12 protein-coding genes and 2 pseudogenes are annotated in these 15357 nt (G+C 49.7%); 5 read left to right on the forward strand and 9 right to left on the reverse strand.

Going from position 1 to position 15357, the window contains the following annotated elements:
- From ABNV41_RS00945 to ABNV41_RS00970, 6 genes are all read right to left on the reverse strand, one after another.
- A complete protein-coding gene (locus tag ABNV41_RS00945; protein WP_157132976.1) occupies positions 1-906 on the reverse strand; it encodes an MbnP family copper-binding protein in 906 nt (301 codons plus the stop codon).
- Positions 903-1478 (reverse strand): methanobactin biosynthesis protein MbnC, encoded by a 576-nt coding sequence (gene mbnC / locus ABNV41_RS00950; protein ID WP_010517452.1) that lies wholly within the window; start codon positions 1476-1478, stop codon positions 903-905. Before mbnC ends, ABNV41_RS00945 begins: the two co-directional genes overlap by 4 nt.
- Positions 1465-2286, reverse strand: a complete 822-nt coding sequence (mbnB, locus tag ABNV41_RS00955) for a methanobactin biosynthesis protein MbnB (protein ID WP_010517450.1) — start codon at positions 2284-2286, stop codon at positions 1465-1467. Before mbnB ends, mbnC begins: the two co-directional genes overlap by 14 nt.
- 54 nt (positions 2287-2340) lie before the next feature.
- Positions 2341-2439, reverse strand: a complete 99-nt coding sequence (mbnA, locus tag ABNV41_RS00960; protein ID WP_082770916.1) for a methanobactin — start codon at positions 2437-2439, stop codon at positions 2341-2343.
- Between the two features lie 125 nt (positions 2440-2564).
- The gene (locus tag ABNV41_RS00965; RefSeq protein WP_349934860.1) at positions 2565-4745 is read right to left on the reverse strand and encodes a TonB-dependent receptor domain-containing protein; all 2181 of its coding nucleotides are present in this window, start codon (positions 4743-4745) and stop codon (positions 2565-2567) included.
- A 145-nt stretch (positions 4746-4890) separates the two neighbouring features.
- Positions 4891-5262 carry a DUF2946 family protein gene (locus ABNV41_RS00970; RefSeq protein WP_228122168.1) on the reverse strand — a complete coding sequence of 124 codons (372 nt, stop codon included), beginning with the start codon at positions 5260-5262 and terminating at the stop codon, positions 4891-4893.
- Here ABNV41_RS00970 and ABNV41_RS00975 point away from each other — a divergent pair.
- A complete protein-coding gene (locus tag ABNV41_RS00975) occupies positions 5194-5349 on the forward strand; it encodes a hypothetical protein (RefSeq protein WP_244297038.1) in 156 nt (51 codons plus the stop codon). The two genes, ABNV41_RS00970 and ABNV41_RS00975, sit on opposite strands and share 69 nt — an antisense overlap.
- A 333-nt stretch (positions 5350-5682) precedes the next feature.
- Here the strand turns inward: ABNV41_RS00975 and ABNV41_RS00980 are convergent, their stop codons facing one another.
- Together ABNV41_RS00980 and ABNV41_RS00985 are read right to left on the reverse strand one after the other, a co-directional pair.
- The gene (locus ABNV41_RS00980) at positions 5683-7068 is read right to left on the reverse strand and encodes an IS1380-like element IS1380A family transposase (RefSeq protein ID WP_349934794.1); all 1386 of its coding nucleotides are present in this window, start codon (positions 7066-7068) and stop codon (positions 5683-5685) included.
- A 341-nt stretch (positions 7069-7409) separates the two neighbouring features.
- Positions 7410-8579, reverse strand: coding sequence for a site-specific integrase (locus tag ABNV41_RS00985; protein ID WP_034931190.1), 1170 nt, complete (start codon positions 8577-8579; stop codon positions 7410-7412).
- Between the two features lie 376 nt (positions 8580-8955).
- Here ABNV41_RS00985 and ABNV41_RS00990 point away from each other — a divergent pair, with 376 nt between their 5' ends.
- From ABNV41_RS00990 to ABNV41_RS01000, 3 genes and pseudogenes are all read left to right on the forward strand, one after another.
- On the forward strand, positions 8956-11613 hold the full coding sequence (locus tag ABNV41_RS00990; RefSeq protein ID WP_050818421.1) for a Hint domain-containing protein: 2658 nt from the start codon (positions 8956-8958) through the stop codon (positions 11611-11613).
- A gap of 104 nt (positions 11614-11717) precedes the next feature.
- Complete coding sequence (locus tag ABNV41_RS00995) at positions 11718-12107, forward strand: hypothetical protein (RefSeq protein ID WP_050818420.1); 390 nt, start codon at positions 11718-11720, stop codon at positions 12105-12107.
- Between the two features lie 23 nt (positions 12108-12130).
- Positions 12131-13021, forward strand: a pseudogene (locus ABNV41_RS01000) (TonB-dependent receptor plug domain-containing protein); the annotation flags it as partial.
- 11 nt (positions 13022-13032) lie between these two features.
- Here the strand turns inward: ABNV41_RS01000 and ABNV41_RS01005 are convergent.
- Positions 13033-13829 (reverse strand): IS5 family transposase gene (locus ABNV41_RS01005; RefSeq protein WP_082779839.1). Its coding sequence is split into 2 segments (ribosomal slippage): positions 13033-13490 and positions 13490-13829, totalling 798 coding nucleotides; the frame shifts between segments, so codons are not numbered across the junction.
- A 40-nt stretch (positions 13830-13869) separates the two neighbouring features.
- Between ABNV41_RS01005 and ABNV41_RS01010 the strand changes: the two are divergent.
- Positions 13870-15351 (forward strand): annotated as a pseudogene (locus tag ABNV41_RS01010) (TonB-dependent receptor domain-containing protein); the annotation flags it as partial.
- Positions 15352-15357 lie beyond the last annotated feature (6 nt).

The raw sequence follows: 15357 nt of genomic DNA on the forward strand, positions 1-15357 counted from the left end.
TTATCGACCCCGAAATACCGACTGAGCCGGCGGAGAGGTCTCTGATCCGAATGGCAGGCCGAACTCACGGAACACACCTGCGCAATCCTTGTCGTCCGGTCCAGACATGCAACCTGGCGCACTATTAATCTGGTTGGTGCTGACATTACTCAGAGCGAGCAGTCGACTTATGTCGAGCTTCACGGTCTGATGCGCCGGATCGAACTCCGGCAGCGTGACCGTGACGAGGTTCGGGGCCGTGCACGCGCCCTTCGGCGCCTCGACCGCGCTGGCGGACTCACAGCCGGTGCTCCCGATATGGACAGGGAAGCCGTGCGGTCGCGCTTTGTCGCCAGGCTTCGGAATCATCGTGATGTCGAGCGTGAAAAAACGATATCCTGACTGCCAGGTCCAGAACATGCTCGTCATGTTCAGTGGTGGCTGTGCAATCGTAGGATCGCCGTGATTGGCGGCCATAGGCAGCCCAACGGTGAAGCGCAGGCCGGTGAAATGGCCTTGCGGCCAAACAAAACTGATAGCCGAGTTCGGCGACGGAGTCGTATCGCTGCATGGAATATTGCGATCGATCAGGTCGATCAGCGCTATCCCGTCACGCTGCCAGAGGCCGGACGGCCCTGGCTTGACCAGCACCGCACGGCCGTCCTTCGTGAGCAGCGCCACATCGTGGATGTAGAAGCGTAGATCGTTGATGCGGACCGTATTGTCGCTTGTCCCCACCGGGCTTATGGTTCTAGCACAACTTACCGGCTGGTTTCCGAATGCCGCCTGGAAAGTAAGGCGCCCGAGCTTTGGTGCTGCGTGGGCTTCGTTTGAAGAAAAGGCCGGGAAAATAAATAGACCCATCCCAATGAATAACAAAAAAAAATTTATTCTATACACTGACGGCGCATAGGTCAAATTGCTCACAGTATGCGGCTCCATCCAGGGAATACAGAAATTTTGTTATCAAAAATAAGGAAATACGACGGAATATCATCTTCCGGGCTTAAATCCGCACCAATTTCAATTTCTTGAATTTCTCGTTGCAGATCTACCGCACGGCACTTCCAGCCGACAGTCCAGTTTTGTTTGATACCGCGGTAAATGGCGATGCCTAGTGCTTCTGTGCGATCAGATATGGCCCACCGAGCAGCTGCAGCTCCCGCCAATTCCGATAGAATGATTTCGGAATTAGAACTATTCAGCATCTCATTTTCTTGCAACCAAATGATAACCCAGAGGTGTAATGGCCAACCAAAACAAATTTTTCGCTCAGAACCCCACCTCATAAAGGGCCGAAAAATATTGAATCCGTCTTGATCACCAGAAAAATCCAGTAGGGATGGACATGGATCATAAAGAGCATGCCAATAACCGCGCCACGCAATATCTAATCGCACCAACGCGCGCCTGTTGTCAGAAAACAAAGAAAACTGATCTGGGCGCGACATAAAGTCTATGACATCGATATCACGCAAATATTTTCTATGATTGTTCATTGTATACACTCTGGTTTTTCGATTTCAAGCGAAGGCTGTTTAAATCTTCCACTATAAGGTCGTAATCAAAATTTCCGTCTCGTTCGTAAGTAATTGTAGTATTTTCACGAAAAAACAGATCAGCATAACGATCTATGAAGATCTCCGTTTCTGATGAAATCTGCTCCGAATGTGAATCAATTAAAATATTATTATCGCTTGGTGCTGGAGTGTATCCTGCAACATGATAGTGTAGCGTTTTCGATATTACATTCTTCCAGTCGTCTATGTCTGCGCCCGTATTCCTAGAGGCACAAACAGCATTGGATATATCAAACAACACATTACATTCAGTTTTCTTTGATATATGCTCGAAGAAAGTTGGAGCTTCATAAGAACCGTCGAGCAGTGAAGGATAATTCTCTAAATATAGAGTATGACCAAGCATATCCTGCCATCGCCGAATTTTATCAAAATATATTGACCCTATTGCATAATTTATTTCGGCGAGTTGATAAAAATTAGTTCCGTTATGCTCGAAAAGTGCGATATGATCGGAAATATAAAGTGGCTGAAACGCCTCAGACATTTGCGTTATTCTGCTTGATATATACTTTAATTCTTCCTCACCTCGCTCCAAAAAACGGGATTGCATAATATGGAATGCGACAGGGCAAGGAAATTTCTTTGCAATTTCTGTTGGATTGAGATGTAAAAAATTGTCGATCAGGAGTTCGACGTAATCTATATGTCCCTCGTCAATAAGGGACATAATAGATGAGTAAGATTGGCCGCCAGTGAAATTTATGCCAATAGAACCGTTACACATCGTATACCTCCTAGTGCGAGACTGGCGCGGAAAGGCGCCAGTCTCTGTATTGTTTTAAGCGTTATAACCGCAGACACCCGAACCACACTGCAGTCCGGCCCGGACAGGTACAGAAATTTGTTTGGTTTTAAGTATAGTTATAGTAATAGTCATTTCATACCTCCAGTAACCACAATAGACATTCTATGTGGCGTCTAATTATACATAAAAACAGGAAATAAATCAATGGAATTACGTGTAATAATTTGATTTATTTCAGAATAACCTCCTGGCAATTGTCAAAATCTATATGATAGATCAAAGCGAAAGCTGCGACCTACTTCAGGAAAATCAACGTTTGTGGAAGCCATTTTATACATACTGTATTCCTTGTCGAATAAGTTGGTAACAGCAAAATTAATTCGCCAAGGCTTGCGAGGAGGTGCCCAGGTTGCGAGTATGTCGTGCACCATATAGCCGGGACGCCGACGAATAATAGTTGCATCGTAGTTCTGAGCGTCTACGGCCATGAGGCTGTACATTAAAGTCAGTCCGATGTTCGGAAAACGGTAACGCATATCAGCGGCAACTTTATCTGGAGGCGAGTACAACCCAGCACCGGTCCGAGCGTTTGTGACTCTTATGTGGCTGAAGCTCAGATCAAACCCCCAGTTTCCTATGTCGTAATTACTATGTAGCTCAATACCGTAACGTGTGGCGTGTCCAACGTTCTGATATTGATAAATGGGTCTGTTTTTCCCATATTTTCCATTAAAACGCCCGATAGTAACTTCTTGAATGAGATTGGTTACGTCTTCGTAAAAACCTGTAGCGCGGACGCTCGCACGATCGTGCTCGCTAAACAGTGCGCTCTTTGTATAAGTAAATCCGCCTTCGTATGTTTTGGCAGATTCGGGTTTTAGATTTTTGTTAGAAACAAAATTTGCGAACCATTGATTGCCTGTCAAATCCATGTCGCTTTGCGCTGGGGTGGGAGCATTATAAGCTTTCCCCCAACTGAGATATATCATCCATTCGCGTGTTGGTTGCCACGATAATGTTATTTTTGGAAGAATAGCACCGTTTGAGCTATTTGAGAGACCTTTCCCGTGTTCAGGAAAGGTATTGTATCTATCGTAACGCAAGCTAGGGGAAAGAGTGACATGGTGGCGAAATTTTATTTCATCTTGCCCGTAAACCCCATATACCTGCTGTTGTGCGTTGGGTGTATTTGAACCAGATGTGGTGTACGTATAAAAATCGCGGTAGTAATTTACGCCTCCAGTAAATTTATGTCTTCCAAACAATCCGAAATTACGAAAGTATGATTTTTGTAAGTCGAAACCATAGGTCTCAAGGACAGTGGACCCGCCATTAGAGTCCATGCTGTTCGGCACCTGCTTTGAGGCCATTTTCGTTCTGTAAAGGGTCAGCCTTCCATCTTCCTCGCCTTGCTCGTTATGTGTTGTGAGGTGCAATGTTGACTCGTCCTGTCGGACATTTTGCTCTTGGCAGGTAGAACAGTGGTAAGTGGAAGGACCTTTTTGTGGCACTGAAGATCTATAGTTTTCATCAAGATAAAATTGCTGACCAAAATCTATTCTAATTCGGTCATTGATGTCATATCCAAGTTTAAGTAGTGCGCTGTGGCTTTGCCCGTCATTGGGTGAAAGTCTCTCGCCGCCCCCTAATCGTATCGAGTTGAAGGTTTGCCCAGAATAAGCAAGAAGCGCATCGAACTTGCCCCATTTTCCGTATATTTTTGCTGATCCCTTCCCATTTCCGTTGGCGCTTTGATAGCCGCCATCAATTTCTCCGCCCAAGCCTTGACCCGGTTTCAGAAGGGACTTTGCGTCAATAGTCTTAATTGACATAACTCCGCCGAGACCACCTGTTCCATAAAGAGTGGACGCTGATCCGGCGACAACTTCTACACTCTGGATAAAGGCGGGATCGATATAAAGCGGCGCTTCAATCCCTTGGGAATCCCAATTACGCCGTGCGCCATCGACCATCAAAATGATCTCGCGTCCCGCAAACCCACGGATTTGGGGAACCTGACCTTCCATACGCGCCGTGCCGACCATATCGACATCAGGCAAGCGATTGAGGGCATCTGAAATCGTGGAAGATTGCCTCATTTGGATGTCCTGACGTGTTATCAGGCTGACCGAGGCGGGAACGTCCTGGATCTGCTGTGGCGTTCGCGTGGCTGTGACAACGAGCCGCTCAGCTGCGTTGCTGGATATAGGGACGGCTGCTCCTGTTTTTACGTGAGCGCCGAGTTGTTTTGACGTGTTTCGTGATGACTGTTCCGGAGTTTTTTTAATCGCCGCCTGCCTGGTTGATGCGGCACTCTCACGCTCTTTTCCGGGCAGTTCATTGGCATGCGCCGCGAAGGACGGGATAAGAAAAATTGCGGCGGCAGAAAGTAAGTGCGCGCGGTGGAACGTGTGTGCGCAAACATGTGTCGAAGACATGAAAGCTGATCCTGAGCTGAGAATATCGTTCAGCCAGCAGGACGGTCATTGTCTTTTTCGTCATTAGTTTATGACGTCAGCGACGCACTATGCGTTAAGTGAACGCGTACGGTCGATGAATGACAGCTTAAACGGCCTGCGGGCGCTAGAAGACCGCAGACACAGGGGGGCCACAGGAGAAAGGAACACCAAGTGTGATGACAGGTGGAGCACGGGGGTTAACGATGTTGACGTGGCGTTGCCAACGAATAAACGCCAGTGCCAGCAAGATCACGAGAGCTGTGAACAGGAATACTGGCAGGTGCAGGAGGGGGCATAACGGACAGCTTCCATCGTGATGAGAAGGATGCCCGGACATGTGGTCGTGGTCGCCCTCATTGTCGGCTGACACAGCCTGCGTCACATTGTCCATTGTCATGCCAGGCATATCCGCACAGACGGAGTGCTTATGTGGCGTGTGATAAAGATGTGGAGCGATATCAATGCCTGTCAGGCGCAGGATGGTAGCACGAGGCATTTCTCCCGGCATTGCCTGACTCTGGATCAGGAGTTGCCCCAGAAAGCCCATGAGCGTGAACGCGACCAGAAACCAGCGGCTCAATGAAGAGCGGGGCGCAGGATGTATGGCATGGGCCATCTTTTGAAAACATATGCTCCTGTCACGGTAGACTTTTTATAAAATCCATTATGGTTGCGAGCCTGTCAACCCGATATTGCACACACATGGCAGGCATTCCTACCAGGATGCTTGACGCTGATTTCTCACACTTGAGGCAATTTCGGGTTATTTTGTAGAATTCAGTCATCCCACAGGAGCCCGATCTGGAATATTGACGATATTCTGCTTCTGGCAGCGGGTTCTGAACGCAGTGAGGGTGTCACGGCCTGAGAAGGCAGTGTTGGTGGAAGCTATGTGGTCTGTGCACTGTCTGTTTCTTCAGATGGCCTGCCGGAGCCTTCGCAATCGTGCATGAGCGAGGGCGAATTCATGCTGACAGGGGAACATGTCCGGCATGGACAGGACAATCCGACGGACGCTGACCTTTACGACTGTTGCGATTTTGAGCAGTCGTGCGCGTATGGTGCCACAGGTCGCCGTCTCCAGGCTGGTCTGGCCAAGGGCCAGTCTTTGCAGAGCGGTCAGCAGGACATAGGCTGCGGCCGAGAACCACAGCCGGAGCTGGTTGGCCCGGATGGTGTGGGACGAGGTCCTGTCTGAGAACAGATCCATCTGGCATTCCTTGATGCGGTTTTCCATATCCCCGCGTGCGCAGTAAATCTGTTCGTAGAGATGGCGGGGGTCGGACATTCCCTGCGGTAGCGTGGTGACAATAAAGCGATGATAGCGGTTGCCGTGGCGCCATTCGGCCTTGGCCACGACCCGCCTGCGGCGCGTCCAGCTGTCCTTTGTGATCCAGTCAAAGGAGGCGAAACCGCGCGCAGCTCTGCCTGTCGTGGCGGCTTCGTCACGCACCTCAGCGGACAAAGAGGCAATCCGGTCATACAGGCGGGTGTTGCCTGCAAGCCCGAACAGGAAGTCAACGTGGTTGTCTTCGCACCATGTCATCAGACTATCCCGGGCGAAACCGCTGTCCCCACGCACCAGGATACGCACCCGGGGCCAACGGCTCCTGATCTGCTCCACGATCCGGCGGATGTCTGCCAGTGCTTCCTTCCCCGGGTCCCTGTCTGCCGTGCGCAGGGTAGCGCTGAGGAGATGGTCCCCGCAGAAGACATACAGGGGAAGATAGCAGTTATGGCCGTAATATCCATGAAAGGCGCGGCCTTCCTGATGGCCATGGATACGGTCATCGGTGGCATCCACATCCAGAACGATCCGGGCGGGTGCGTGCTCATGCTGGTCAAGGAAGAGCGTGACGAACAGGGTAGCCAGGGCCTCATGATCAGCAATGATGCGGCAGTAACGATCTGCCTTGTGCCCACTGCGCTCCAACCGGTTCAGTGTAGATTTGCCAGCCAATGCTGCGCAGTTTGCCCGGCCTCCTGACAGACGGCCCGAGGCCAGACCAAAGATCAGGTCATGCCGCAGGGCATCGTGATCATTGAGATCTTCATAGCCCAGTGCCAGGCCCATGATCCGCTGACGGACAAGGTCTTCAACCCGGTATTCCACAAAGCCGGGATGCCGTTCATCGCGAAAACAGGCAGCAAAGCGGCGACTGAGACCCAGAATGTCATCAGCCTGCTTCACCAGAATGACGCCCCCATCCGAACTCATGCGACCCCCGTCAAAACGGGCCACAACACGCCGTCCACAGGAGGCTGGAAACTCATACGCGCCTGCGCTACACTCTGTCTGCATCGGGTTTTCTTATAGCTTACGAAAATTTCTTTTACGTAAAACAGACTTTTTCATAACCTAACCCGATGTACAACCCTTCTGTGAGATTTCCGCGTTGAAGAGCCCATTTTGGCTTGGCGGCGGCTTTGTTTCGCAAATACGTGGAAGATCGCCGAAGTTCACATCCACGTTGCTACTTTTAACCGCTTCACAACGCTCGGAACCTCAATCACTTAGGAGGTCGTATAACAAAAAACATAAGAGCGTTCAGCACGACCAATCAGTGAATTGTGCAACAAAGCCGAATATATTTTTAGGTATTTTTAAAAATAGTTCTGTGAGGCAGGGCATAATTGACGTGTTCAGATGTTGCTCTCGCTGCCTCCTGAAACAAGTGCCGTAAAAATTTTCAAATCGATCCCTTTGACTGCACGCTGGATTGGTTCTTTCTTGAGGTGAGCATAACGTGCGGTCGATTTGAGATCGCGATGACCCAGCAGTTTCCCGATCATGACCAGATCCTCGCCGAGTTCCAGCGCATCGGATGCAAAGGAATGGCGGAGATCGTGAATGCGGACATCATGCAGCCCGGCTTCCTTTCGGATGCGCCGCCACGGCTTCTCCAGATCGGTCAGGTGACCACCGTCTTTCCGTCCCGTGATGACATAGGGATTGCCCTCAACCCGCGTGATGTCTCCAAGCAAGCCGATCGCACTCTCGCCCAACTGAACCGTGCGGGCACCATTTTTGCTGTCAGGTAATCTGATTATCCCTTCGTCCAGAAAAACATATTCCCATTTCAGACGTTGGATTTCCCGCAGGCGGCAACCGGTTAAAAGCAGGAGTTGGAACGCGTTGACGGCTTCCGGCATTGCGGAACGGCCGTCGTCGAGTGCTTTGCCAAGACGCTGATGTTCTTCTGTTGTGAGGTAGCGCTCGCGCTTCTGCTCCTTATAGCGTTTCACGCCCCTGCATGGATTGACGTTGTCTGTCCGCACACCCCAGAGGATTGCCAGAGAGAACATTTTCGACAGCACACCCAGAGTCCGGTTCGCCTGATACGGGATATGGCGATAGGCGTGGTGGAATGCGACCACATCCGAGTGGGTCAGGGTGGCCACCATCCGGCTGCCAATTTTTTTTATAATGAACAGGTCAATCGCGCGTTGATATTCGGCTTGTGTGGTTGATTTCAGATGCGTCTTTACATGCCGTTCAATGAAAGTCTTGCAGAACTGACTGATTGTGGGGGAGGTCCGCTCTTCGCCGCGTTCGGTGTTTGGGTCGTTGCCGTCTTTCACACGAGCGAGGATTTTAATCGCTTCATCGCGTGCTTTGTCTGCCGTCCAGGGACCATGATGGCCGATCGTATAACGTCGGAACCGGCCATTGGCTCGATAATGAACCACGTAGCTCATCCGACCCGAAGGCCAGACCCGCAGGGCGAAGCCGGCGACCTGATCGTCCCAGACGATGTAGTCCTTCTCAGCAGGCTGGAGGGTGGCGATTATGCGCTTTGATATCCGGGGCATGGCTGCCTCCACAGGATGCGTATAGGATGCAAATGGGATTGAAACGTCAGCGTGAGTAAGCGTAGACAGAAGAGCCAAAATGAACGACTTATTCAATTAAAATAATAGGATAGTAGTGGTTCTTCGGGATGCGTCGGGGAATTTCGTGGCAGGGCGTAGCTCTTGCCTACAAACTCATAACCTGAAGGCCGCAGGTTCAAATCCTGCCCCCGCAACCATACCTAAAGCCCCGCTCAACCAATCGGTTGGCGGGGCTTTTTTGTGTCTCAAAAAAGCCCTAGCTAATTTGGTGTCCGCGGCGGGATTCGTCTATTTATAGATTTATATTATGAATGTTCAGTTAAACTGAGCATAGGTGTATTAACAATCTATAAAAATTCACCTCTCAGTATGGTCAGTCATAGACCTAATGTTGAGAATCCCGCTTATGAGCAGTCAGATTGATCTGGATGGTGATCAGACTTATAAAAATACGTCTTCAGTTACGACATCCAAGACAACGCTAACCATAGAACTTAGTGATATCGATGATATTACTGTTCAAAATAGCGGAACGCTTTCTTCAACTGCCAAGCGTGGGATTGATACGTCAGGCGCGGCTTCATCAGGTACGTCGGTTACTATTAATAATACGGGGACTATTTCTGGGTCTGATGATGCCATCCGTATTGATGATGCATTGCTCAATGGTACGTTGGTATTGGATAACAGCGGCATCATTCAATCTACAGACGATGGTCAGGCCGTAGATTTTAATTCTGTCAGTTCAGCATCTTCCATTACAATCATTAATGATAGTAACGGCAGCATTAAGTCTACAGATGCAGATGCGCTACGCCCCGGGGCAAATGCAACCATTGAAAATTCTGGTACGATTTATGCAGATGGCGCCAATGGGGCCACAAAGAATGATGGGGTCGATTTTCAGGATTACAGCGGAACAGTTGATAATTCGGGTTCTATTTCCGGTGCACGTCACGGCATAACCAGTAGTAGTGATGTTACGGTTGTAAACAAAGTCGGTGGGACAATTACAGGCCGCGATGGGTCGGGTGTTGGGTCAGACGGGAATGGCACCGTCACTAACTACGGAACTATCACCGGAGCCTATGATAATTCTGGTACAGGTGACGGCGATGGTGTTGATATAGATGGTTATGCAAGCATTACTAACTATGGAACCATTCAGGGAACAGGCGCGGGCGGAAACGGAAGTGACGGTTATCCCAATACCAGCGAAGGGGTTTCGATAGGTGGCGGTGATATTGTTAACGAAAGCGGCGCTCTTATAAGTGGCGCAGCAAATGGTATTCTGGTTGATAACAGCAGCCAGGGAGATGCGCCTTATGCAACGACTATTAGCAATAATGGTACCATCCAAGGGTTAGATGGTTACGGTATTCGTATCACTGATACGTTTGGTCATACGATTACAAATGCTGGCACAATTTCTGGAACAACAGATGCAATTCTTCTGGGTGATGGGGATGATACATTAAATATCCAGACAGGTTCTGTTATTTCTGGAACAGTGGATGGTGGTGCGGGTACTAATACTGTTAATCTGTCTGGATCGGGCACATTCGATGGTGCCAATAATTTTCAGACGATGACTGTTTCTGGAAGTTGGATACTCTCAGGAGATCAATCCTATTCCACAATATCTTTGGCTGACAACGCCGCTTTAACCCTTCAGGGCAGCGCACCTTCTACGGAAACAATTACCTTTAGTGGAGGTGCAGGGCTTATTTTAGGTAGTCTGTCATCTTTCAATGCAACACTTTCCAACTTTGCTATCGGCAATATTCTAGATTTCTCGACAGTAACGTATGATACAGAAGCGACTGTGAGTGTATCGGATAATCAGGTTGTTATCAGTAGTGATGGCATTACTTATACACTGACGATCTCTTTAGCGGACACATCAGAGCAACTCCAGTTAGCGAAAGATGAAGACGGCTCACTTATGCTGGAAGCCGCGGTATGTTTCCTTCCAGGGGGTATGATTGCTACTCCCGATGGCGAACGTGCTGTGGAAACGTTGCGCCCAGGTATGTCTGTCCTGACTTTTGACGATGGTGAAATCACGCCAAAAGATATCGTATGGGTTGGTTGCCAGCACGTTACAATACGGGCGGATTGTCCACCTGATGTTGGCGGAGTGCCCATCCGTATTTCCAAAGATGCGCTTGCGGTTGGTGTGCCGCATCATGACCTGTTGGTGACACCTGAGCATTGTCTTTATCTGGAAGGGCGTTTTGTGCCCGTTCGGATGCTCGTGAATGGTATGACGATTTCTTATGCACATGAAATACGTTCTTACAAATGTTATCATATAGAAATACGAGATCACGCCGTAATCCGTGCAAATGGTCTTTTTACAGAAAGCTATCTTGATACCGGAAACCGTCGTAATTTTAACCCACTAGCAGATGGCGCTGTAGTGCCCGCTTTTAATGGGTCTGCACGCAACTGGAACGAACATGCGGCCGCCCAGCTTTGCACAGAGCGTTTTTTTGTTGAACGGCTTTATCATCAGATCATCCAACGGGCCTGTATGATAGGAGCTATTGCGGCTGAAAACGAGCAAGAATACGTGCAGGATCCTGCGCTTAGGCTGCTTCTGCCAAATGGCTCAAAAATAGTGCCCTTGCGTATTATCGGTTGTCGTTATGTGTTTGCGTTGCCTGCCAATGTTGATGTTGTTCGGGTTATCTCTCGTTCAGCGCGCCCGTGCGATACAATTGGCCCATATGTGGATGATAGACGCAGCCTTGGTGTGTTGATTGGCCGCATTGCGGTTTGTGATGCGCACCAAACCTATGACATTAATGCGCATCTCGCCAACGATCTTCCGGGTTGGCATGCGCGGGAGGAGGGGGAAGGCCGCTGGACGCAAGGGGATGCCGTGTTGCCAATAGGTTCTTGTAAACCAAGTTGCCACACAATTCTGGTTGTGCATGTTGAAGCCGCTGGCCCATATTTGGCTGACAATAACCCAACAAGCATAGAGCGGGTTGCCATGATAGCGTGATTGGCACCAAGAGGGGCTCAGTTAAAAAGCATTCTTCTTTGCTGCGTATTTTGATTACCAAATATGATCTGGTTAATCAGGATAATCTGCAGTAGGCATTATGCATGTCAGCGCGCTCTCATAGTTTGAAGCATCTGGTGGTCTTCTGGCCATTGGTGCTGCTTGCTCTGATTGCGCGTTTAACATTTGGTGGAATTGTTTCCCCAAACATTTTGGTTGAAGATCCGATCAGAGAACTCACGAAACTGAGTATTCTTTGCGACGATCAGTCACCACTTTCTAATCCTGATGGGCAGCAGCATCACGTTTCAGATCCGCAGGATGATGGTTTCCTGTTATCTGAAGCTCTTGAGCTGTTTTTGCTTAGTGTTGCATTCTGTATTTTTGCTAAGCTGAGCACAGTAAGCGTTTGTCGGGCGTGGGTGTTTGCCCCTATCCGTGGGCCACCTGCGCCAAAACGTACGTCTCTATGTCCGCAAGGACCTCCCGTCTGACCTGAAATTACAGGGCCGCTCGCGTGTTTTGGCACGCGGGCTTTTCGTGTTGTTCATTCAGGTTCAGAATCATGTTTCATGTTTATGGCATACCCCTTCGGTTTTCCGGGGTGATAGCTGCCGTTTCTCTTCTTTCCGCTGCCAATATGTCTGTTGCTACAGCCCAGATCACTCGTGGGCGCTTGCAGACACATCAGGGCAAACAAGTTTCTTCAGCTACGCATAAGGTGAAAACTGAACAGGTTACGGTAATAGGAAACAGCCGTAATTCCGCAATGGCGCGTCCGGCCGGACAAACAACCTACAGTGCTGACCGAAGCAGTTTTGGCAATCAGATTGGGCAAAGTGTTGCGGACATGGTTGTCACCATTCCCGGCGTAAGTTTCACGCAAGGGAACGGCCCGCGGGATACAGTTGTCTCTGTCAGAGGTTCTGGGGATCGTCAGTCCTACGGTCTAAAAAACTTACAGGTTCTCGAAGATGGTTTTCCGATGACACAACCCGACGGAACCGCGCGTGCCGATCTGATAGACCCTCATGCTTATGAAGGTATGGATGTTTTTGAAGGCCCAGCATCAACCCTTTACGGCAATTATGCCATTAACGGTGCAATCAATTTTCGCACCCGCAAAGGCACCGATATCCATGGCCTTGAGGTTGGTTCTGATTTCGGCAGCTTTGGGATGTTCAACAATTACGCTGCGTTAGGATTTGGCAATAAGCGTTATGATCTGATGATTTTTGGAAGCGACGTCCGAGGGAAAGGGGTTATTGCCAATAGCCGGTACAATACATCAACAGAAAATGTGCGGCTGCGTGTTAATCTAACAGCATCAGATCGGCTTATCTTCAAGTTTGTGAATAACGTTACAGATGCTTTTTTACCTGTAAGGCTTTCACTCAATCAGTATCGTACTAGGGCCTGTTAGGGCTTGATCCAGTCTGCTGCGGCAGCGATGTGGATGACCGCGAGGAACGACGTTGCTGTTTTTTCATATCTGGTTGCGACAGCGCGCCACTCCTTGAGGCGAGCCCAGAGGTTCTCAACGAGATGCCGACACCGATAGGCCCATTTGGGGCAGGCGACCGGGCCATCGCGTCGTTTCGCGGGAATGGCTGGCCGTGCTCCCATGTCCCATATCCGTTCACGCATGGCGTTCGACGCGTAGCCCTTGTCCGCTACTACCCACAGGGGAGTGGCGGGAAGGCTGTCGAGCATGGCTGGTGCCAGAGGCAGTTCATGAGCCTGTCCAGGGGCCAGCGCAAAACCGAAGGCTTTTCCATGTCCATCAGCGATCACGCAGACTTTTGTGCCATAGCCACCGCGAGAGCGGCCAAGTGCTTCACGATGGTCTCGCTCTTCGAAAGAGGCCCCTTTTTTTGGGCTCCCGCCGCTTTGTGGTGAGCCCTGATGTTCGTGCCATCCAGAAAAGTCATTCCGAATGCCACTCCCTGTTGTTCCTGAACCAGTGCGAGCAGCCGCTCCCATACGCCGAGCTTCGCCCAGCGGATGAAAAGCTGCGCAGCCCGCCACCACGGACCCAGTTCAGCGGGGATACTCCGCCATTTCGCGCCATTCTCATGACGCCAGAAAATCGCTGCTATCGTCCGCCGCAGATCATGTGGCGGCGTCTTGCCCCTCGGGCGAACCTCCTCAATCAGAGGTTCCCAGATCGCCCATGTCTCGTCCGTAAAGGTGCCTGTTCTGTCTCCTTCTTCCATCCCTACAATATGGGAAGAAATTCAAGATCTAACAGGCCCTAACCCTTATCAGAGGGGATGTTACAATGCAGCAGATGCCGCAACCGGGTGTGCATCTGTTAATTTGCTAGTCAATGGCCGCTACGGAGCAAAGGAAGCCATGAGCCCGGAAGCGGCGGGGTTAGGCCGCTTTGACCGTCGTACGATTGTCGGCTTGCGTTGGGAGCATGATTTTAATGCCCGTACAATCTGGCGTAATCAGTTTACCTATGATCAGCGCCATATTGATCAGCCAACATCACCAGTAGCTTATGTTGGTCCATACAATTCCTACAATGCCAGTAGCGATGTAACCAACCATGCGCGTCTTGGCGGCAGACCATTGGAAACTTTTGGCGGGATTAGTTTTGATTACCTCGATTTTGGTTCTCAAATATACAACATTATGCCGCTAGGTGGTGCGATCCGTGGCGCAATGAATTCAGAATCTTACGGCCATCAGTGGAATCTTGGTGCACGGTTTCAGGAAGATTGGCATTTAGCTCCCAACTGGCACATGGTTGTGGGGCTTGGTGGAACATATTCCGATATTGGGGCTGCCGAAACACTCTACAGTTACTCTGCTACGGGCCAAAGTTTACGCTATATTACAGCCAACCGCTTCTACTTCAATCTGGCTCCAGAAGGAGCATTAATTTATACGCCATCAAAGAAATGGACACTCCATACGCGTGTTGGAACGGCATATGGAACGCCATCATCTTCAAATCTATTTATTACGCCGCAGGGGCAATACGGTAACAATACGCAACTGAAAAGCCAGACAAGTGTTGGCATTGACCTTGGTGCAGATTGGCACCCTTCTTCTAACATGAGTATTCAGGCAACGGGGTTTTACGAGTTCTATAACAATGAGCTTGTCAGCCAGTCTGCCGGTGTAAATGCGGTTGGTTCCTATACGTTTAATGCACCAGCTTCCCAACATCGGGGGATCGTTCTGGGGCTGGAGTGGAAGCCTCTTCCCGCAATGCTGCCAGGGGGGCGGATCAAGCTTAGCTATACTTATGATAATCAGGTTTATACAAATTATACTGAAGTCCTTTCAAATAGTAACCTTTCGCGTAGTTTCAGCCGTAACGGAAAGTCTATTCCCGGGGTTATTCCCAATTTTCTGAATGCGCGTTTTTTATACGATCAGCCTGATGGCATTTTGGAAGGGTTGGGTGGTTACGCCGAAGTGACGTGGCGGGATTCATACTGGCTGGATAATGCCAATCGTCTGAAAGCGCCGGGTTACGCGCTGCTGAATTTGGAAGTGCATTATGATCCACCAACTCGGCTTGGTTGGGCGCATCGGCTGCATTGGTATTTTGAAGTGCAGAATGTCACAAACCAAACATACATTGCAGGGGCCACAAATATCAGTGACAGTTTGCAGGCTAACGGACAACAGGCAACAGCCCGCACGCTTATGAACAGCACAGGATCTATCTATGCGGGGTCACCCAGAGCATATTTTGGCGGCGTGCGTATTCGGTTTTGAAAAGAT

Source organism: Acetobacter sp. A11-2 (assembly GCF_040208445.1).
Classification (GTDB): domain Bacteria; phylum Pseudomonadota; class Alphaproteobacteria; order Acetobacterales; family Acetobacteraceae; genus Acetobacter; species Acetobacter oryzoeni.